The organism is Collinsella tanakaei (assembly GCF_016900375.1).
Classification (GTDB): domain Bacteria; phylum Actinomycetota; class Coriobacteriia; order Coriobacteriales; family Coriobacteriaceae; genus Collinsella.
In genome coordinates this window covers 38,496-59,124 of record NZ_JACJKB010000003.1, presented here as the reverse complement: position 1 = coordinate 59,124, position 20,629 = coordinate 38,496, and the positions used below count along the sequence as shown (strand labels likewise).

The following is a 20,629-nucleotide window of genomic DNA, read 5'->3' as shown; positions in this document are numbered from 1 at the left end:
GGGGCGGGCCATGTCCGCCGTGGGGTCGTGCGCGGGCACGGCCCCACGGCGACGGGTCCGCCCCTTTCTGCTGTCAGGGCTTCGGGCGCCCGCGGTTGTCCTTTGCGCGGTGCCCCGGTGTTTCTATGTCCGCGCGGGCGTGTAGGATGTAAAGCGTCCGGACGAGGGAGGGCGAGTGCGAACATGGCGCTTCGAATCGTGAACACGCAATCGGGTGCGAGCCTCACGGCGGGGGAGGTCCGGCTTATCGCGGAGGGCATTGCCCGCTTCGGGCGCTGCACGCTGCTTGTGCCGAACCTCGCCGAGCGCGATCGCTGCCGTGCGCATCTGGCTGATGCCGGGATGCCGGTGGGGGTCGACGTGGCCACGCCCGCCGCGTGGATCGAGGGGCTCGCGCAGCTGCTCGGGGATGGCCGGGCGATATGCAGCGCGCTCGAGCGGCAGCTCATCATGGCGTCGGTCGTGGCGGACAGGTCTGCCGATGAGCTCGCGCCGCTGCGCGACAACCCCGGCACGGTGCGCATGCTGTCGCGCATGGCGCGCGACCTGCTTCCCTATGCCGTGGCGGATGGGGCGCCCTATCCCGAGGGGGATTCGTGGTCCGTCGTGGCAGCGCTTCTTGCCGCTTACGGACGTGCTCTCGAGGACCGCGGCCTCGTCGAGGCGAGCGCCGCTGCCGAGCTGGTGGCCGCCGAGCTGGAACGTGGGCCGGTCGCCTGCGCGCGCTGCGTGATCGTGCGCGATGTGACGACCCTGCCGCGCTATCTCGTGCAGCTTCTTGCCTTCGTGGCCAAGGCGGGCGACGTCGCCGTGCTGCTCCGCGCCCACCAGGGCGCTCAGGCGGATGCGCTTGCGAAGGTGTTCGCCGACGAAGGGTGCGCCTGCACAAGCGAAGTTCTGGAGGAGGCGGCACCCGCCTTCGCCGCCTGCGCTCCGTCGTTTTTGGAGGTGGGTGGGCCGCATGCCCGGTTGCGCGCCTATGCCGATGAGCTCGTTCGCCTGATGGGGGATGTCTGCTCCGAGGGCGGCGGGCCCGTCCGCGCGGTGGTGGCGACACCCCGTCCCGCCGAGCTGTTCGACGGGCTTGCCCCGTATCTTTCCGCCCGCGGCGTCCGCTGTCGTGCGACACGGTATGTGCGCTTCGAGGACACCCTTGTGGGCAGGCAGTTTCTGGCGCTTTCCGACCTCGTGCGCCGCATGCGCGCCGCTCAGGAGGGCACGGTGAACGATACCGAGTGGTGGCCTGCCCCTGAGCTCACCGATTGGCTGTATGCCCCCATATCGGGGGTGGATGCCGGCTATGCGCGGGCTTTCGACAAGAAGGTCCGCTCCGGCCGTGCCCTCGGCGTCGAGGGCGTGCTGCGCGAGGTGCAAAGCGTGCAGTCGCGTGCCGCCGCGCAGCGCCGCAAGGCCGCTGCGGACGCCCCCTTCAAGCGGGTTCCCGTCGTGTGCAGCGACGTCGTGCAGTTCCTCATGCAGGACCGCCCTGTGTCCGCGCTGAAATCGATGCTCGCTGCCGTGGTCGCGCTGCCCGCGTCCGCCTTCGGATCGGCTGATGGCGAGGTGCGCCAGGCTGCCGAGCGCACAATCGCCGAGCGCGCCATCGAGATGCTCATGGACGACGCGCGCCGCCTGGGCGTGAGCCAGGCCGTGGCGGTCTCGGCGCTCGAGGGGCTTTGCGCCACCGTGCGCTGTCGCTCGCGCGCTGCTGGGGAGGAGGCGGACGGGTCGGCTCCTGCTGCCGCGTTCATGACGCTCGCGGACGCCGCCCTGCTCGAGCCGGGCGAGATCGACGTGCTGCTCATGGCCGATGTCGACGTGGCGGGCTATCCGCTCTCGCACGAGGAGGGGCCGGTGCCCGCGCTCGCCGACGCGCTCGGCTGCCCTGCCTGCGAGCTGGAGCCCGCGGCGCGCCTGCGCGACCTCGCTGTGCGCGCGCTCGCCGCGCCCCGGGCGGCGACGCTTGCTCGCGTGACGCACGATCGCCAGGCAAAGGACCGCTATCCTGCGGCAATCTGGACCGAGCTGCGCGCCGCCGCCGGTGAGGATGCGCCCGAGCCCCGTCAGGTCGGCGAGGGCGATATCGAGGGCGATTTCGACCCGGCGGGCCCGGGCGCCGCACGTTGCGAGCGCGTGGCGTGCCTGCCTCCGCAAAGCCTTGGCGACAAGGCGACCGCTTACTTGGTGCCGCGCGCCCTGGACGAGAGCGGGGCGCTCGTGCCCCGCCAGCTTTCCGCCTCGCAGATCGAGAGCTATGCGGACTGCCCGCTGTGCTGGTTCATGTCGTATCGCGTGCGCCCGAACACCATCGATGCGGGCTTCTCCAACATGGAGAAGGGCAATTTCGTCCACGACGTCATGGATCGTTTTCACGAGCGGCTTATCGAGCTCGACATGCGCCGCGTGACGTCCGAGAACCTTTCGCGTTCGCTCGCCGAGCTGCGGCTGGTCTTCGAAGAGGTGCGCGCCGAGCACGAGCGCGGCAAGACCGCGAGCTCGGCTGCGCTCGTGCCGCTGTCGGCAACCGAGCGGCGCCAGGTGGACGATATCCTGCCGCAGCTCGAGAAGGTCGTGCGCTACGAGGCGGCTGCGCTCGCGCCGTTCGCCCCGGCGTATCTCGAGTACTCGTTCAACGGTCTGGGCGCGTGCTATGCGGGCTGGCCGCTTGGCGGGCGCATCGACCGCGTCGACGTGGACGCCGAGGGCCGCGCCGTCGTGATCGACTACAAACACCGCTCCGATGCCGCGCCCTATCGCCTGAAGGATCCCACCGTACCCAATGCGAAGACGGGTGAGGTGCCGGCCGATGACCCCCGCTGGCTTCCTGAGCACACCCAGTCGCTCATCTATGCTCAGGCGCTGCGGCGCACGCTCAGGCTCGACGTGCGCGGCGCGCTGTATTTCTCCACGAAGGGCAGGGTTGCCATGCGCGGCGCCGTCTCGGCCGAACTCGCCGAGGTCGAGCCGGGCGACGGCCGCGTGCCGGGCCTGCGCGATGGCTTTCCGGCTGCCGAGGCAGGCGGCACGATGGACTTCGAGGGCCTGCTCGACCGCGTGGAGGCGGGTATCGCCGAGCGCCTGGACGAGCTTTCGGCGGGGTGCATCGCCGCCGCGGAGACACCCCGCACGAGCTGCGTGCACAACCATCCGCTCGGATTCACCAGAAGGGATGCGTAAACGACATGGACCTGTCAACGCTCATGCCCCAGCAGCGCGAGATCGTGACGACGCTCGACCGGCCGCTCTTCGTGTCGGCGGGCGCCGGCTCGGGCAAGACCTTCACGCTGACGCGGCGTATCCTCTGGGCGCTTTCGCCCGAGTCGGGTCCGTTCATGGACCACCTGGACCAGGTGCTCGCCATCACGTTCACCAAGGATGCCGCGGCCGAGATCCGCGAGCGCGTCCGTGCGGCGCTCATCGCCGAGGGGATGGACGACGAGGCGCTTGCCGTCGATGACGCGTGGATCTCCACGATCCACGGCATGTGCGCGCGCATCCTGCGGGCGCATGCGCTCGAGCTCGGCCTCGATCCCGAGTTCGGCATAGCCGAGGACACCGAGGAGCTCATCGGCCTGGCCGTCGATCGCGTGGTCGCCTGCGCGGAAGCCGACGAATCGTCCGCAGGCGCCCGTGCGCTTGGGGCGCTCATGGCGTGGTTTCCGCTGCGCGGCGAGATAAGCCCCTCGGGGCGCGAGGCCGGCACGAGCGCCCAGGGGCTCGTGCGCCGCCTGCTCGAGCTCGCTTGCAGCCTGCCCGACGGTATGGACGGCGTGGACCTCGCGCGGGGCGACGACCATGTGGAGAGCCTGGCCGACGCCTATCGCGCCTGCCTGGACGCGAGCGGCCGCGCGGTTGAGATCGGCCGCGCGGCGCTCGAGGCCATCGATGCGTACCTGGCGAGCGAGCGCACCGTGGCCGACCTCACGGCCTGCATGATGTCGTGTGAGATTCCTCGGCCGAGCAAGGCGTTGCCCAAGGAGCAAATCGCGCTTCTGCGCGCCGATGTTGCCGACACCTTCGTGAACGCCTACCTTGCCGCAGGCGCCCCGGTGCTCGAGGCCCTCATGGGCCTCGCGCGCGCCGTGGAGGACGAATACCGCGCGCTCAAGCGAGAGGCGTCGCTGCTCGATAACAACGATCTCTTGCGCCTGGCGCATGAGGCCCTGCGCGACCACGAGGGCATTCGCGCGGCGTACGCCGACCGCTTCCGCCTGGTGATGATCGACGAGTTCCAGGACACCGACCAGCAGCAGGTCGACCTCATCGGCTTTCTGACCGATGGCGGACGGCGCCTGTGCACGGTGGGCGATGCGCAGCAGTCCATCTACCGCTTCCGAGGCGCGGAGGTGGAGGTGTTTCGTCGACAGGAGGAGAGCATCGCCGCGGGCGGGCAGGAGACCGACGCCGCTGGCGATGCGACCGATGGCGGCCGCATCGTGCGCCTGGTGAAGAACTTCCGCAGCCATGCGGAGATCCTGCAGTACGTGGCGCGCATCTTCGATGGCGAGCAGGGCGGTCTCATGCGGGGCTTTCTCGATCTCGTGCCCCACGACGAGCGGAAGGATGCCCTTGTGGCACCGGCGTCGCGTCGTCAGGCGCTGCTCGTGGCGGGCGGCACCTCCGAGGAGCGCGCCCGCGCCAAGGCTGCCGCCGTGGCGCGTCGGTTCCGCGAACTCGCCGATGCCGGTCAACCGGTGGGCGACATGGTGGTGCTGCTCGGCGCCATGACGTTTTCGGGCATCTACGCCGAGGCCATGCGTGCCGAGGGCCTCGACTGTGTGATCTCGGGTGGTTCGGTGTTCTCGTCCACGCCCGAGGTGGCAACGGTGCGCGCCCTCGTGTGCGCGCTTGCCAACCCCGCCGACACCGCCCAGGGCCTCGTACCGTTGCTCGCATCACCCATGTTCGCCTTCGGTGCCCAGGAGTTTCTGGCGCTCTGCACGGCCTTCGACGCCCAGACGGGCGAGACGCGCCGCCGCAACGCCGATGCCGGCATCATGGCCGACGACGACGCTCCGGACCTCGAGGACCTGCCTCTGCTTGCGCGCGCCCGCCAGGTGCTGCGGCGCGCCTTCGCGCGCGTGGGCCGCGACGGCGTGGCCGATATCGCGCGCGAGGCGGTGCGCGCATCGGGCTGGCTCGTGCGTCTGGCAGAGCGCGGCCCCGAGGGACGCGCCGTGGCTGCCAACGTGCTCAAGGCGCTCGATATCCTTGCGGAGGCCGAAGCCGATTGCGGTCGCGCGCCGCGCGCCTGCGCGCTTGCCTTCGACGCGGCCCTTGCCGCCAAGCAGGCGCCGGGAGCCCTGAACGAAGAGGGCGGCAAGGCCGTTCGCATCATGACGGTTCACGCATCGAAGGGCCTTGAATTCCCCGTGGTGGCGGTGGCGGAGTGCTTTGCCATCAAGCGCAACAGCGACCGCATGCAGACCCGCCGCGTGCCCAGCGCGGTGGAGGCCGCGGTGCTGCCTGCGCGTTTCGCCGGTACGGTGCGCGTCGACGGCACGCCCGTCTCCGAGGCCGATGTGGAGAAGCGCTTCCGCTACCTCTATACGAAATGGCTTACGCCCGAGGCGTTCGACGAGGTCTGCGCGACGGGTTCCGCTGCGGAGGCCTTCGTGTCCATGAAGCAGGAGTCCGAGCAGCGCGAGCTCGAGGAGCGGGCGCGCCTGTTGTATGTGGCCATGACGCGTGCGCGCGAGGTGCTGATCCTCGCCATGGACGGCCGCGTGGGCACCGGCAAGGTTCCCGAGCTCGGCTTCGATGAGGAGCACGACCTCACGCGCGCGGTGCTCGAGCGGATCTTGCCCGATGAGGGCGCGAGACTCGATGTCGACCGCCTTGCGTTCGATAACGCGCGGGCGGGGGATTTCGAGCTCATCGCGCTGAGGGACTTCATGTACCGCGAGCTTCCGTACACGGCGAATGTCGAGGTCGAGGAGGATGACGCCGCAATGGAGGATTCGCCGGACGCTGATGCCGAGCCTGCGGAGGAGGCTCCCGACAGTTTCACGCTCGTGTATCCGGCCGATGCGTCGTGCCGGATCGTCCCCGACGCGCGGGCGCCCCGATCGTCGTACAGCTACACCTCGCTTTCCGCCGAGCGCCATGCCGAGGTGGAGGACCGCGCCGCCTCAGGTGGGGCAGCGCCCCAAGATGCGATCGATGCCGCGCAGGAGGGGTTGGGCGCAGCCGAGCTCGAAGGCGGTCCCGCGGTTGAGTCGGCATCGGCTGCCCCCGTGGTGCTCGAGGTCATGGCCGCGCGCGATGCCGCGACGGAAGACGAGGTTGCCGAGCGCGCCGATGACGATGCCGGTGGCGTGCGTGCGGGCGAGGGAGACGGCGAGGTCGCATCCGGCGATCCGACCGCCCTCGGCTCCGCTTTTCATGCCGCGGGTCAGTGGCTGATCGAGACGGGTGCCGCCGCGGTCCCCGCTGCGCGCGTCGACGCCCTGGCGCGTCAGTGGGGCGTGACGCCCGCGCAGCGCGCGCGGCTCGACGAGGCGCTCGCGCGCTGGGAGGGCTCGGCCGCTCGCGCGGAGCTCATGGATTGGGGCGACGTGCGCGCCGAGGTGCCGTTCTTCGCACCGGCGGCGGATGACGAACAGATCCGCGCCGCGTCCGGCGCCTACGTCGAGGGCGCGATCGACGCCCTCGCGACCGATCCGGCTCGCCCGGGCGAGGCGCTTGTCATCGACTACAAGACGGGCGGCAGCCCGGCTGAGAGCGCCGACGACCTGCAGCGCAAGCATGAGCTGCAGGCGCGCGTGTACGCGGATGTTCTCCACCGCGCTGGATTCTCGCACGTCGAGCTGCGCTTTGTGCGCGTCGAGATTCCCGACCCGGCCAGCCCCAGCGAGCCGCAGGTGGTCTCCTACAGCCTCTAAGGTTCCGACAGGTTGCGACAGGTTGGGGCCAGGTCCAATCTTGTCGGCGCAGCGAGACTAGATCTGGAAGCTTCATCGAACTATGCCGCGCCGACAAGATTGGACCTGGCCCCAACCTGTCGCTTGTGTGGGGTGCCGGGGCGTGTCTGCGCCCTGCGGTACAATGCTTGCTGGCTAACAACACGCATATGAGGAGCACATCAGCTATGGCGTTCGTCCACCTGCACAACCATACCGAGTACTCCATGCTCGACGGCGCGACCCGTATCTCCGATATGGTCAACCGCGCAGTCGAACTGGGCATGCCCGCTGTTGCCATTACCGACCACGGCTACATGTACGGCGTCCCCGAGCTGGGTCTGGCCTGCGACGCCGTGAACCACGGCACGCCCGAGTACAAGGTGTGGAGTCACGACAAGTCGTTCCTTTCCAAGGGCCGCCGCGACGAGCTCGAGCAGCCCGATCCCGAGAAGAACCCGCGCGGCTACGCGCAGTTCCAGAAGGATATGGAGGAGTGGGAGCGCTCCGGCAACCTCGACGCCACCAAGCCGCCGCTCGTCATCAAGCCGATCTTCGGCTGCGAGGTCTACTTCACCCCGGACGATACCCTCGCGCGCGACCGCAAGCCCGAGCTCTACCACATGGTGCTCTTCGCTCGCAACGAGACGGGCTACATCAACCTCATGCAGACGGTCTCCGAGGCCGCCGTGCAGGGCTTCTACTACAAGCCGCGCGTGACCCTCGATAACCTGCGCCGTCACCGCGAGGGCCTGATCGCCAGCTCGGCGTGCATCGCCGGTATCATTCCCAAGTGCATCGACCGCGGAGAGATCGACACCGCCATCCAGTGGGCCGAGACGTTCCGCGACCTGTTCGAGCCCGGCAATTTCTACATCGAGATTCAGGAGCACGGCATCACGACCGACTCCGGTCTCACCGACGAGCAGCTCGATCGTCAACTTATCGACATCGCCCATCAGGTGGGCGTCAAGGTCATCGCCACGAACGACTTCCACTACCTCACGCGCGACGACGCGCCGGTGCAGGACATCATGATGTGCATCGGCATGAACTCCAAGGTCGACGACCCGAACCGCATGCGCATGCAGGGCTCGGAGTTCTACATGAAGACCGAGGACGAGATGCGTGCGCTGTTCCCGTACTGTCCGGAGGCCTGCGACAACACGGTCGAGATCGCCGATAAGTGCGATGTCGAGCTCGAGTGGGGAAAGATCATCCTGCCCCGCTACCCGTTGCTCGACCCCGGCGAGACGCACGAGAGCCAGTTCCGCCGCGAGTGCGAGGAGGGCCTCGCCAAGCGCTACGGCCCCGATTGGCGTACGCGCGAGATCGACGGCAACTCCATCCGCGAGCGCTTCGAGTTCGAGTACAAGGTCATCTGCGACAAGGGCTTCGCCGCGTACTTCCTCATCGTGGCCGAGTACGTGCGCTGGGCCAAGCAGCACGGCATCGGCGTCGGCCCGGGCCGTGGTTCGGCCGCGGGCGCACTCGTCGCCTACGCCATGGACATCACCACCTTTGACCCGTTGTCGAACGGTCTCATGTTCGAGAGGTTCCTATCCCCGGAACGCTCGGAGATGCCCGATATCGACATGGACTTCGACGATGAGCGGCGCCTCGAGGTCGTGGAGCACGTTCGCCAGCTCTACGGCCCCGAGAAGGTTACCCACGTCATCACGTACTCGACCATCAAGGCCAAGCAGGCCATCAACGACGCTGCGCGCGTGCTGGACTACCCGGTCTACATCGGCCAGCGCCTGTCGAAGATGATCTCGTCCGACCCCTCCGTCAAGCTCAAGCAGGTGCTCACGCGCGTCGAGGGCAAGGAGGACCTGTACAACCCGGATTTCGCTGAGGCCTACCAGAAGGACGACGACGCCCGCCGCATCATCGATTCGGCGCTCGCCATCGAAGGTCTCACGCGCGGCGAGGGTGTGCACGCCTGCGCCGTCCTCATCTGCCGCGACCCGGTGAACGAGCATGTGCCCACGAAGCTCGACACCAAGGGCGGCGTGGAGATCACCCAGTACGAAGGCCATACCGTAGCGGACATGGGTCTGCTCAAGATGGACTTTTTGGGCCTGCGCACGCTCACGGTTATCTCGAAGGCCAAGGCCAACATCAAGAAGAACTTCGGCATCGACATCGACGTGGACGCCATCCCGTTCGACGATCCCGAGATCTTCAAGCTGATGCAGGCCGGCCATACGGCGGGCGTGTTCCAGATCGAGTCCGCCGGCATGACGGCGACCATCAAGAACATGAAGCCCACCGAGTACAAGCACGTGGTCGCTCTGATCGCTCTGTATCGCCCGGGCCCTCTGGGCGCGGGCATGGTGTCCAGCTACATCAACCGCATGAACGGCAAGGAGCCTGCTGTCTCCTACGACCCGCGCCTGGATGACATCCTGGGCGAGACCTACGGCACCATGGTCTACCAGGAGCAGGTTATGCTCATCTCGGTCGAGATGTGCGGCTTCTCCAAGGGCGAATCCGACTCGCGCATCCGTAAGCCCGTGGCCAAGAAGAAGATCAAGATGCTGACCGAGCAGGTCTTCAACTGGTCGGACGGCGAGGACGAGACCATCTACGACCACTGGATGAACGGCGCGGAGAAAAACGGCTACAAGCGCGAGACGGCGCAGAAGATCTGGGACGATGTTCTGGAGTTCGCGTCCTACGCGTTCAACAAATCGCACTCCGCGGGCTATGCCATCCTCGTCATGCAGACCGCATGGCTGAAGGCGCACTACCCGCACGAGTACATGGCGGCCGTTCTGACCTCGTATACCGGCAAGACCGAGAAGATCGTGCACTACGTCTCGGCGTGCCGCCACGACGGCATCCCCGTGCTGCCGCCTGATGTGAACGAGTCGGGTCGCGAGTTCACGGCGACGGCCGAGGGCGTGCGCTTCGGTCTGGCCGGTATCCGCGGCGTGGGCGAGGGCGTGGCCGACGCGATCATCGCCGAGCGAGAGCGCGGCGGCACCTTCAAGAACCTGCACGATTTCGTGGACCGCGTGGACGGCAGTCAGGCCAACCGTCGCGTGATCGAGGCTCTCATCAAGGCAGGCGCCTTCGACTCCACCGGCTACCCGCGCCGCCAGCTCATGCACTTCGTGGACAAGAACAACCCGGAGAACATCATCGATGCCGCCGCTAAGCGCCAGAAGGATCGCGCCGCCGGTCAGACGTCGCTGTTCGACGTGTTCGGCGATGTCGAGGGCTCCGGCTTCGAGGTCGTGGTGCCCGAGCCTGACGGCCAGGAGTGGGACCGCCACATGAAGCTTTCCGCCGAGCGCGACGTTCTGGGCATCTACGTGTCCGACCACCCGCTGCGCCCGTTCGAGTACGCGCTCGCCAAGGCGCGCGAGTACTCGCTGTCGCAGATCGACACGGGCTTCGAGATCGCCAACCCGGCGGGCGAGGGCACGATCAACCAGGAGATCCCCGAGGGCAAGCCGTTCTGGTTTGCCGGCATGGTTGCCGAGGTGTCCAAGCGCGTGACCAAGAACGGCGACCCCATGGCCATCGTGCGCCTGGAGGACATGGAAGGGGAGGCCACGGTTGTGGTGTTCCCCAAGACGTACAAGGAGTGCGAGGGCTACCTGTACGGCGAGACCGACCCCGAGACGGGCGCGGTGCTGTCCGATGCGTTCATCCGCGTGCGCGGCAAGCTGGAGCGAAGCGACCGCGGCGACCAGATCATCGCGCAGGAGATCTTGCCGCTCGAGCTTTCGGAGGAAAACAACCGCCCGAAGGTGTTCGAGATCATGGTGCCGAGTTCGCGCTTCTCTCAGGGCAACATGGCGCGCCTGGCAACCGTGCTGGCGACGAATCCCGGCGGCGACCGCGTGGAGCTTTTCATCGAGCAGGGCGACGGCCAGACCATGCGCGCCGAGATTCCCACGAGGGTGAACGCGCGCAGCATCCCGCTGCTCGCCGAGGTGAAGGGAATCGTGGGCAATCGCGGGCGCGTGACCGTCGTATAGCGCGTCGTAGGGTGTTCTTTATCTACCTGGAAATGCCCCGGCTGGACAATCTGACCAGATATGTACTCTGAGCAGGTTGTCCAGCCGGGGCTTTGCTATGTTTCGAGGCAGAAAAGGCCTCGTTTTGTCGTACTCAAGCCTTTCCGAAGGGTGGATTTCGGCAGCCGAGCGTTCTGGTGACCGTCAGAAAAGTACATATCTGGGCAGATTGTCCACGCGAAGGATGGCGACTCCGTTCGACGGGATGCCGCCGTGCGATTCGCACTGACAACATACGTCGCGCTATCTAACCGACATCTTACCTAAGAAAAATAAACTGAATATATAACACAGCGTATGGTATGGTGCATTTGGTGTAAAACATGTCGACGAAGGGAACCGCCATGCACCTGACGAAAGAGCAGTCCGATCGGTTCGGCGCCATCCTTGCCGCACTGGTCGTCTATGCGAACGAGACGCGCCACATCGTGACCGATAAGAACCTGTTCGACCTCGAAGAGGGGTTTATCTCACCGGAGGCGAACCAGCAGATTCTTCAGGTTATCTGGGATGTGCCCGAGATCATCGACGATTTCATCGAGGCCAATCCGTTCGACTTGAAGCAGACGGATCTCAAAGAGGTGCGCAGCTGGAAGCACCGCTTGTCCGGCCCGCAAATTCTGGTCGGCTTCGACGAACAGGGCCGCGCGCTCATCTCGCTCGATGAGGCGATCATCGCCGTGTGCGGGCCGGGTCCGACATGGCGGGAGCTGATCGACGACGACGTACCCAAGGCCGTCTACATCACGCTCTTGCCGTTCGAGGGCGTCGTGACCTTTGATACCACCATCGGTGTCTACGAGGAGGTGACAAACACCGGCGTCGTGAGCCGGGCGTGCGAGGCCGAGGTGGCGGCGATGTCGGGAAAGCCGGTTATCGGCACAGCGAAGGAGTTCATCGCGGTGGCGGAGGAGGAGCGCTCCCACCTGCGCCAGATCGAGATCGAGGAGATGGAGCGCGAGGTCGAGCACGAGCGTATCGAGCTCGGTGGCGCCGAGGACCTGCCCGAAGGTGTGCATCGCGGCGTGCTCGCCGGGCTTTCGGAGCAGGAGCGTTCGCGGATGATCGAGCAGGCTGCCGACGCCGAGGCTGCCGCAAGGGCGCTCAGCGGGGCTGAAGGACCCTCGTCTGCCGTCGATGCGCTGCAGGACATCTGGCATGTTGAGGCGTGCGCTCCCGTCACCTCGCTCGAGGACTCGATGGCGCTGAGCAGTCGGGATGTTCTTGAGCGCGAGGCCTTCATGTGGGACATCGATCATCCGGAGGACATGAAGAAATCCAAGCTCGCGCGCAAGGTGGCCCGCGCCATGGTCAAGGACAAGCAGGGCCTCGAGGAGTTTGCCCTCGTATGCAGCGATGCGTGCTTCGCGACATTCCAGCAGCTGCTCGAAGCGCCGCAGGCTTCGTATACGTTTTCTGCCGAGGAGCTGGACGAGCATCGCGACTTGGAGTTTTGGTACCCCTATACGCAGGTTTTTCTCCATAAGGGGACCTATACCGCTCTTGTTCCCGATGAGCTGCGCGAAGCGTATGCCGCATTCGATATGGCGGATATCGCGCAGCGGCGCCGGCGGGCGCGCGATATCGCCCATGTCGCTCGGGTGCTCTGTGAATTCTGCGGTGTCGTGCCCCTCGAAGACGTCTGCGCGCGCGTCGAGGAGTTCTACGGATACGCAAGTTCGGTCGACGAGGTGCGCGACGTGCTCGAGCGGTCGGAGCGCTCGCCGAGCGAGGCATCGCAGCTCGAACTTTGGGAGGGCGATGATGACGAGCCCCGGTACGTGGTCCATTTCCTGCTGAGCGACAGGCGCGCATCGCTTGAGGTCATGATCCAATCCCTCGAGGACTCGGGCGCGGACCCCGCAGACGCGCTGTATGGCGAATCCGACGACGCGATCGACTTCAGCAAGATCGACTTCGACAAGATCGACATCAAGAAGAACAACAAGCTGTTCAAGCGCGCTCTCATCCAATGCGATGGAAACATCCGCGCCCTGATCGATCTGCACGAGACATACAAGGATCTCGGTCCGTGTCCGATCGACCCGCAGCTCGCAACGATCGATGTCGGCATCTGGGAGGCAGCGAGCCCGCGGGCGCTGAACCTGCGCGCATGGCTTGATGCCCATGTACCGGATGATGCCGACGATTTTACCTTTGCCGACGAGGCCCTGCAGCACCTGCTCTGCCTGCGTCGCGCCTCGCCGAACGTGAACCTGATGCTGGATGTCGCCACGGATATGGGCCTCTTTGAGCTCACGAGCGATCGCCATGCGCTTGGCGGCCGCATCGCCGCGCTGGCGAACACGCTGCCCAACTGGGCTCTCAACGGGTGGACGCCGCTGGCTGTGCGCGAGCACAACGAGAGGCGTCGCATCTTCCTCAATCCCGACGGCAGCGAGGCGAAGGTCGGCCGTAACGACCCCTGTCCATGTGGCAGCGGTAAGAAATACAAGAAGTGCTGCGGCAGGTAACAGGCTCGACGAAAGGGGCTGATCATGAACACGAAGGTAACGGGACGCAAGACGGTCGAGCAGGGCGGGCAGGACGGAGGCATGCCCCGCGGGGTCCATCGCGGCAAGCTCGCGGGTCTTTCCGGCGAGGAGCGCGAGCAGGCGTTGCGCGCCGCGGGGTGTTCGGAACGTCGATACGACACGATGAGCGAGGGGCTATTCGATTACGACAGGTATGCGAGATCGGGTTTCAGGGGGACGCAGGCAGTTCCCACCGGTGACTTCGCCGACTGCCTGCGTCGGTGCACGGTGGCGCAGCTCAGCGAATTCATTCGGGGCATGGGGATCGGACGCCTTCCGAACAAGCGCAAGCTGACGTTGATTGACGCGATAGTGCAGCATGTCGACAAGCTCCCGGAGGCGATGGAGGATGAGCTTCTTGCCTGCTCGGATGGGGAATTCGCAGGTTTTCTGCGCATGCTCGAGCATGATGGACCAGTGCTTGTCTTGAGACGGGAAGATGACGAGGCGTTCTATTCGCTCGAGCCGCTCACCTGGTTGTTCAGCACCGGAAAAGAGTCGTACGGCGTGATGCCGCATGAGATACGCTCCGCTGCGGAGAAGATCGATTTGGAGCACATTGGAATGCTGCGCAACCGCAGGTGGCAGATCCCGCGCGCCGCCGATGCCCTGCGGACGTTCTGCGGCGTGGCGCCGCTTGCGGAGGTGGCCCCCTGCTGCAAGAAGCTTTTCGGTTTCGAACCGACCATGGAGGAGGTCAGAGCCGCCTTGCGCCTTGACGAGCGCAATCGGTATGGGGTCCGCGCATCGTCTTGGACCACGTGGAAGCCCAGCGAGCGCTCACGGGACGAGTACCTGCTGGGAAGCTGGCTGAATGAGGATCGCGTGGACGTTGTGGCTGATGGCAGGCGCGAACAGCTGCTGAACCGCTATTCCTACCAGGGAGGCATCCCATGGGAGCGCGACACCGGATACGGCGGCGCGGGGCGCTATATCCGTGCGGTCGAGCGCGATGGCCGTGACCGGCTGGTGTGCAGGATTATTAGGGAGCGCCAGGAGATGAGCGTGAGCTGCGTCGACGCCATCGACAAGCAGCTCGCCCATTGCAGCCCGCTCGAGTGGGAGCGCACGCGTCCCGAGGCGCTGGCGTTGCGCGCCTGGCTCGATGAACACATTCCCGGCCGCGGGGATTACTACTTCGTGGATGAGTATCGATATGCAGATGACAAGATCGACAAGCTTATCCTGCTCAGGAACCGCTCGCCCGATCCGTTCTATATGATCGAGCTGGCGCGCAGCTGGGGCCTGTTCTCGCATACGTTTGACCCCAAGGAGCTTCTCGATCTGCTGGTCGACCTGGAATGCGCGCTGCCCAACTGGCGTTACGGCGGTCTGTCGATCCGCGCGGTACAGCAGCGGCGGCGCCGTGCGACATTCGGCGTGGACGAGCAGGATGCTGCATAGGAGCGTGACCGAATGGGCTCGTCTCGCCCCTCTGTTGCGAAAACGCCCGGCTTCCCGAAAGGGGAGCCGGGCGTTCATGCGCTCAGGGCAGATGAGCCGTAAGGCTACTTCTTGATCCAGCTGAACATGGAGCGAATCTTCTCGCCGGTCTTCTCGATCTCGTGCTCGTTGATCTTCTCGCGCTGCTCGAGCAGCCACTTGTGGCCGTTGTTGCAGTCGTCCACGAACTCCTGCGCGAAGGAGCCGTCCTGGATGCGGGCCAGGATCTGCTTCATGGCCGCGCGGCTCTCCTCGTTGATGACCTTGGGGCCGGCGTAGTACTCGCCGTACTCGGCCGTGTTGGAGATGGAGTAGTTCATGAAGTGGATGCCGCTCTCGTACATGAGGTCGACGATCATCTTCATCTCGTGGTAGCACTCGAAGTAAGCGAGCTCGGGCGGATAGCCAGCCTCGGTCAGGGTCTCGAAGCCCGCCTTGACCAGCTCGACGAGGCCGCCGCAGAGCACGGCCTGCTCACCGAAGAGATCCTCCTCGGTCTCCTCCTTGAAGGTGGCCTTGATGATGCCGGAGCGGGCACCGCCGACGCCCCAGCAGTAGGCGAGCGCGATGTCCCAGGCGTTGCCGGTGGCGTCCTGGGCCACGCAGGCCAGGTCGGGCACGCCGGAGCCCTCGGTGAACTGACGGCGAACGATGTGGCCGGGACCCTTGGGCGCGCACATGATGACGTTCACGTCCTCGGGGGCCTTGATGTAGCCGAAGTGAATGTTGAAGCCGTGGGCGAAGGCGAGGGTGTCGCCGGCCTTGAGGTGATCTTTGATGTGCTCCTCGTAGACCTTGGGCTGCGTCTCGTCGGGAACGAGCATCATGATGATGTCAGCTTCCTCGGCGGCGGTGTCCATGTCGCACACCTTGAGACCGGCCTCCTCGGCCTTCGCCCAGGAGCTGGAGCCCTCGCGCAGGCCGACGCGCACGTCGCAGCCGGAGTCGAGCAGGTTCAGCGCGTGGGCATGGCCCTGGGAGCCGTAACCGATGATGGCAATCTTCTTGTCCTGGATGACCTGAGGATTGCAGTCGGACTCGTAGTAGATCGTCACAGCCATTGTTGTTTCTCCTTAACAGATCGTGGCTTGTGTAACCAAAGTAAATGTGAACCGTGCCCGGGGTCCTCTCAAACCCCCACGACACGATGTCGAAACAAAACCCGGCAGCGAGACAAAACCCGGCAGAGCTAAGAGGGGATTACCCTACCTGCAGCGTGGCCGCTTGGACCACGCCAGTCCCGCCCCCGCGGTTCGGGGCGCGCGACCGGCAAGAACGGAAACGCTATGCGGGGCTCTCGAACCTGTTGGTCAGGGCGAGTTCCGCATGAGCAGGAGGCGCCAGTGGCGCCTCCGTCGCGAAGAGGACTGCCCGAGCCCGGACCAACAGGTTCGAGAGCCCTCGCCCCGCTACCCGCCCTACCGGTCGCTCGACCCGCGCGACATCGCTATCTTGCCGGTGCGGGTGAGCTGGCGGATGCCGTAGCTGCGGAAGAGGTCCTCCATCGCGTCGAGCTTGCTCGCCGTGCCCGTCGCCTCGACCGTGAGCGAGTTTTTGCCCACGTCCACGACGTTGGCGCGGAAGATGTTGGCGATCTCGATGATCTCGTGGCGCTTCTCGGGCTGGGCGATGACCTTGAACAGGACGAGCTCGCGCTCGATGGCGTCGGTATCGGTGAGGTCCGAGATCTTGTACACGCTGACGAGCTTGTGCAGCTGCTTGGTAATCTGCTCGTAGCCGACCTCGTCGGCGTCGACGATGATGGTCATGCGGCTCATGGTGACGTCCTCGGTGGGCGCCACGGTGAGCGAGTCGATGTTGAAGCCGCGGCGCGACACGAGGCCGGTCACGCGGGACAGGACGCCGGGCTTGTTCTCAACGAGAACGGACAGGATGTGCTTCATCCTCACTCGCCTCCCTTCGGGGCAGCCTCGTCGGGCACGATGTCGGCGGTGGCGCCGGCCACGCGCGTGTCGGCGTCGTCATCGGACAGCGGCAGCGGCTCGGCCACGGTGCCCGCCGTCTCGCCGGCGGGGCTCATGCCCTTCTCGGTCACGCGGACGCCGCCCAGCGTGATGTCGATGGCGCCGATGATGTCGTCGATCGCGGCACCCGGGGCGACCATCGGATACACGGTCTGGTTCGTGGGGATGACCACGTCGAGCAGGTAGGGGTCGGCCGACGCGAGCATGCGGTCGAGTGCGGCGTCGATCTGGTCGGGATGGTTGATACGCTCCGCCTTCCAGCCGTAGGCCTCGGCGAGCTTGACGAAGTCGGGGTTGGCGGTGAACTCGGTGCAGGAGTAGCGCTCGTGGTAGAACAGACGCTGCCACTGGTGCACCATGCCCAGCGCGTTGTTGTCGATGAGCAGGACCTTCACGGCGGCGCCGTTGCCGATGGCCGTGGCCATCTCCTGGATGTTCATCTGCAGGCTGCCGTCGCCGGCGATGCAGACCACCTGGCAGTCGGGGCGGCCGATCTTGGCGCCGACGGCCGCGGGGAAGCCGAAGCCCATGGTGCCCAGGCCGCCGCTCGAGATGAACGTGCGCGATTCCTCGCGGTGCACGTGCTGGTGCGCCCACATCTGGTGCTGACCGACCTCGGTGGTGACCACGCTGGCATGCGGGTCGAGCTTGGCGGACAGGCGCTCGAGCACGACCTCGGGAGCGATGCGGTCGGGGTAGTCGGCGAAGTCGGCGGTGTAGAACGGCCAGCGCTCGCGCCATTCGAAGCAGGTCTTCACCCACTCGTCGGACACGGGCTTGGCCCCCACCTTGGCGATGCGGTCGTTGATGGCGGCCACGACCACGCGCGCGTCGCCTACGATGGGCACCTGCGGATCGCGGACCTTGCCTATCTCGGCCGGGTCGATATCGATGTGGATGACCTTGGCGTGCGGGGCGAACTCATTGAGCTTGCCGGTCACGCGGTCGGAGAAGCGCATGCCCACGGCGATGATGAGGTTGCACTCGGTGACGGCCATGTTGGCGTATTTGGAGCCGTGCATGCCCACGGGGCCGAGGTTCAGCGGGTTGGAGCAGGGGATGGCCGCCTTGCCGATGAGCGTGGTGACCACGGGGATCTGCATGCTCTCGGCAAGCTCGACGACCTCGTCGCAGGCGTGGCTCGACACGCAGCCGCCGCCCACCATGAGCAGCGGGCGCGTGGAGGCGCTGATGAGCTCGACCGCCTGGCGCACCTGCTTGGCGTTGCCCTTGTACGTGGGGCGGTAGCTCGGGATGTCGATCCTGTCGGGGTAGTGGAAGACCATCTGCTCGCCGGCAAGATCGCTCGGGATGTCGATGAGCACGGGGCCGGGGCGGCCGGTCGAGGCGATGTAGAAGGCCTCGCGGAAGGTCCGGGTGAGGTCGTCGTTGCTCTGCAGCAGGAAGCTGTGCTTGACCACGGGCATGGTGATGCCCACGATGTCGGCCTCCTGGAAGGCGTCGGTGCCGATGACGCCGCGCGTGACCTGGCCAGAGATGACCACCAGGGGCACGGAGTCCATATAGGCCGTGGCGATGCCGGTCACCGTGTTGGTGGCGCCCGGGCCGCTCGTGACCATCACGACGCCGACCTTGCCGGTGGCGCGGGCGTAGCCGTCCGCCTCGTGGACCGCACCCTGCTCGTGGCGGGCGAGGATGTGGCGGATCTTGGTGGAGTCGTACAGGGCATCGTACATCTTGATGGCCTGGCCGCCGGGGTAGCCGAAGACCGTGTCGACGCCCTCGGCCTCGAGGCTGGCGATGATCGCCTGGGCGCCGGTCATGGTCTGGCCCTCTTTATCGGTGTGGCTGCCCGGTCCGAACGGCTCGCCGGAGATGGCGCGCTGCTTGCGGGCAAGGCGCGCCTCGCGGCTCATGTCGGTCGCGGGGTAGGCGCCTGCCGCCGCGCTGGCACAGGTATGCTGGCGGATGTCGTCGGGCATGTCGGGAGTGCGCGGGCTGCCGGCCATGGGCGCGGCGGCGCGGGTGGAGTCCGTCATGAGAGATACGCCCCCTTGTCTGCGCTGGTGACGAGCTTCGCGTAGCGCGAGAGCACGCCGGTGGTGTACTTGGGCGCGGGCGCCTGCCAGGCGGCACGGCGCTCGGCCAGCTCGTCATCGGACAGGCGAACCTCGAGCTTGCCCGCCTCGATGTCGATATCGATGATGTCGCCCTCCTGGATAAGGGCGATGGGGCCGCCGGCTGCGGCCTCGGGGCTCACGTGGCCGATGCACGGGCCCTTGCTCGCGCCGGAGAAGCGGCCATCGGTGATGAGCGCCACGGACTTGTCGAGACCCATGCCGCAGATGGCAGAGGTGGGCGTGAGCATCTCGCGCATGCCCGGGCCGCCGGCGGGTCCCTCGTAGCGGATGACCACGACGTCGCCGGGGTTGATCTTGCCGCCAAAGATGGCCTCGCAGGCTTCCTCCTCGCTATTGAACACGCGGGCGGGGCCGGAGTGCCTGTACATCTCGGGCGCGCAGGCGCTGCGCTTGACCACGCCGCAGTCGGGCGCGAGGTTGCCGCGCACGACCTTGAGGCCGCCGATGGGGGAGTAGGCGTTCTCGACGGTGCGGACGATCTCGCCATCGGGCTCGGGGCAGGCGGCGACCCACTCGTCCACGGTGCCGTGGCAGGTGAGGGCATCGCCTTCGAGCAGGCCGGCGCGGCCGAGCACGCCCATGATGGCCGAGATACCGCCTACGGCGTTCAGGTCCTCGATGTGCAGCGGGCCCGCCGGGGCGATGCGCACGATGTTGGGGGTGGCATCCGAGACGCGATCCCAGTCGTCCATGGTCACGGGGCAGCCCGCTGCGTGGGCGATGGCCGTGAGGTGCAGCATCGTGTTGGTGGAGCCGCCGAAGGCCATGTCGAGCACCATGCCGTTATGGATGGATTTCTCGTTCAGGATGTCGAGCGCGCAGATGTTGTCGCGCACGAGATCCATCACCTTCATGCCGGTGAGCTTGGCCAGGCGGATGCGCTCGGAGTACACGGCGGGAACGGTGCCGTTTCCGGGCAGCGCCAGGCCGAGCGCCTCGGACAGGCAGCAGATGGAGTTGGCGGTGAACATGCCCGAGCAGCTGCCGCAGGTGGGGCAGGCGGTGTTCTCGAGCCACGCGCACTCCTCGGGCGTCATGGTGCCGGCGGTCACCTGGCCCACGGCGTCGAACAGGGTGTTCAGGTCGGTCTGGTGCCCGCACTTGTCGCGACCGGCGAGCATGGGGCCGCCGGAGACGAGTATGGTGGGGATGTTCAGGCGCGCGGCGGCGATGAGCATGCCGGGCACGATCTTGTCGCAGCTGGGGATGAGGACCATGGCGTCGAACTGGTGGCCCTGGATGGCGCACTCGACGGAGTCGGCAATGACCTCGCGGCTCGTGAGGCTGTAGCGCATGCCCTCGTGGTTCATGGCGATGCCGTCGCACACGCCGATAGTGTTGACCTGCAGCGGGGTGCCGCCGGCCATGCGCACGCCGGCCTTGACGGCGTCGGCGATCTGCTGCAGGTGGATATGGCCGGGGATGACCTCGTTTTGCGCCGAGACGACGGCGACGAGCGGGCGTTCAAGCTCCTCGTCGGTAAGGCCGTCGGCTTTCAGAAGACTCCGGTGGGGCGCTCGCGCCAGCCCCTTCTTGATGGCATCGCTTCGCAGCTGCATCCGTTCCCCCCTTGCGTTTCGCGGTTATGGATACCAGGATGCGAAGGCAAGGGAGCGTCCCTGCGAGGAT

The 20,629-nt window shown here is 66.4% G+C and carries 9 protein-coding genes; 5 read left to right on the top strand and 4 right to left on the bottom strand.

All coding sequences use genetic code 11. The features are described 5' to 3' along the window. Nucleotides 1-183: 183 nt before the first annotated feature. The 5 genes from H6A16_RS02670 (at nucleotide 184) to H6A16_RS02650 (ending at nucleotide 14,874) form a co-directional block, all read left to right on the top strand. A complete protein-coding gene (locus H6A16_RS02670; RefSeq protein WP_204615888.1) occupies nucleotides 184-3,177 on the top strand; it encodes a PD-(D/E)XK nuclease family protein in 2,994 nt (997 codons plus the stop codon). A 5-nt stretch (nucleotides 3,178-3,182) separates the two neighbouring features. Further along, nucleotides 3,183-6,884 (top strand): UvrD-helicase domain-containing protein, encoded by a 3,702-nt coding sequence (locus H6A16_RS02665; RefSeq protein WP_204615886.1) that lies wholly within the window; start codon nucleotides 3,183-3,185, stop codon nucleotides 6,882-6,884. Between the two features lie 206 nt (nucleotides 6,885-7,090). Next, a complete protein-coding gene (dnaE, locus tag H6A16_RS02660; RefSeq protein WP_204615884.1) occupies nucleotides 7,091-10,897 on the top strand; it encodes a DNA polymerase III subunit alpha in 3,807 nt (1,268 codons plus the stop codon). A gap of 383 nt (nucleotides 10,898-11,280) precedes the next feature. Continuing rightward, nucleotides 11,281-13,410: a YecA family protein gene (locus H6A16_RS10715; protein WP_239458149.1), complete on the top strand. Its 2,130-nt coding sequence runs from the start codon at nucleotides 11,281-11,283 to the stop codon at nucleotides 13,408-13,410. 24 nt (nucleotides 13,411-13,434) lie between these two features. Next, nucleotides 13,435-14,874 carry a hypothetical protein gene (locus H6A16_RS02650; protein WP_204615882.1) on the top strand — a complete coding sequence of 480 codons (1,440 nt, stop codon included), beginning with the start codon at nucleotides 13,435-13,437 and terminating at the stop codon, nucleotides 14,872-14,874. 104 nt (nucleotides 14,875-14,978) lie between these two features. On the opposite strand, the gene ilvC is transcribed toward H6A16_RS02650, so the two are convergent. The 4 genes from ilvC to ilvD all read right to left on the bottom strand — a co-directional run bounded on the left by ilvC (nucleotide 14,979) and on the right by ilvD (nucleotide 20,559). Then, nucleotides 14,979-15,974 (bottom strand): ketol-acid reductoisomerase, encoded by a 996-nt coding sequence (gene ilvC, locus H6A16_RS02645; protein ID WP_239458148.1) that lies wholly within the window; start codon nucleotides 15,972-15,974, stop codon nucleotides 14,979-14,981. Between the two features lie 357 nt (nucleotides 15,975-16,331). Beyond that, a complete protein-coding gene (gene ilvN, locus H6A16_RS02640; protein WP_204615880.1) occupies nucleotides 16,332-16,817 on the bottom strand; it encodes an acetolactate synthase small subunit in 486 nt (161 codons plus the stop codon). A 2-nt stretch (nucleotides 16,818-16,819) separates the two neighbouring features. Beyond that, nucleotides 16,820-18,898, bottom strand: coding sequence for a biosynthetic-type acetolactate synthase large subunit (ilvB, locus tag H6A16_RS02635; RefSeq protein ID WP_342589704.1), 2,079 nt, complete (start codon nucleotides 18,896-18,898; stop codon nucleotides 16,820-16,822). Continuing rightward, a complete protein-coding gene (ilvD, locus tag H6A16_RS02630; RefSeq protein WP_204615878.1) occupies nucleotides 18,895-20,559 on the bottom strand; it encodes a dihydroxy-acid dehydratase in 1,665 nt (554 codons plus the stop codon). Before ilvD ends, ilvB begins: the two co-directional genes overlap by 4 nt. Between the last annotated feature and the right edge of the window lie 70 nt (nucleotides 20,560-20,629).

What these genes read in the sequence shown, in the direction of transcription:
- H6A16_RS02670 (WP_204615888.1), top strand. Translation starts at nt 184, where the DNA reads ATGGCGCTTCGAATCGTGAACACGCAATCGGGTGCGAGCCTCACGGCG.
- H6A16_RS02665 (WP_204615886.1), top strand. Translation starts at nt 3,183, where the DNA reads ATGGACCTGTCAACGCTCATGCCCCAGCAGCGCGAGATCGTGACGACG.
- dnaE (WP_204615884.1), top strand. Translation starts at nt 7,091, where the DNA reads ATGGCGTTCGTCCACCTGCACAACCATACCGAGTACTCCATGCTCGAC.
- H6A16_RS10715 (WP_239458149.1), top strand. Translation starts at nt 11,281, where the DNA reads ATGCACCTGACGAAAGAGCAGTCCGATCGGTTCGGCGCCATCCTTGCC.
- H6A16_RS02650 (WP_204615882.1), top strand. Translation starts at nt 13,435, where the DNA reads ATGAACACGAAGGTAACGGGACGCAAGACGGTCGAGCAGGGCGGGCAG.
- ilvC (WP_239458148.1), bottom strand. Translation starts at nt 15,974, where the DNA reads ATGGCTGTGACGATCTACTACGAGTCCGACTGCAATCCTCAGGTCATC.
- ilvN (WP_204615880.1), bottom strand. Translation starts at nt 16,817, where the DNA reads ATGAAGCACATCCTGTCCGTTCTCGTTGAGAACAAGCCCGGCGTCCTG.
- ilvB (WP_342589704.1), bottom strand. Translation starts at nt 18,898, where the DNA reads ATGACGGACTCCACCCGCGCCGCCGCGCCCATGGCCGGCAGCCCGCGC.
- ilvD (WP_204615878.1), bottom strand. Translation starts at nt 20,559, where the DNA reads ATGCAGCTGCGAAGCGATGCCATCAAGAAGGGGCTGGCGCGAGCGCCC.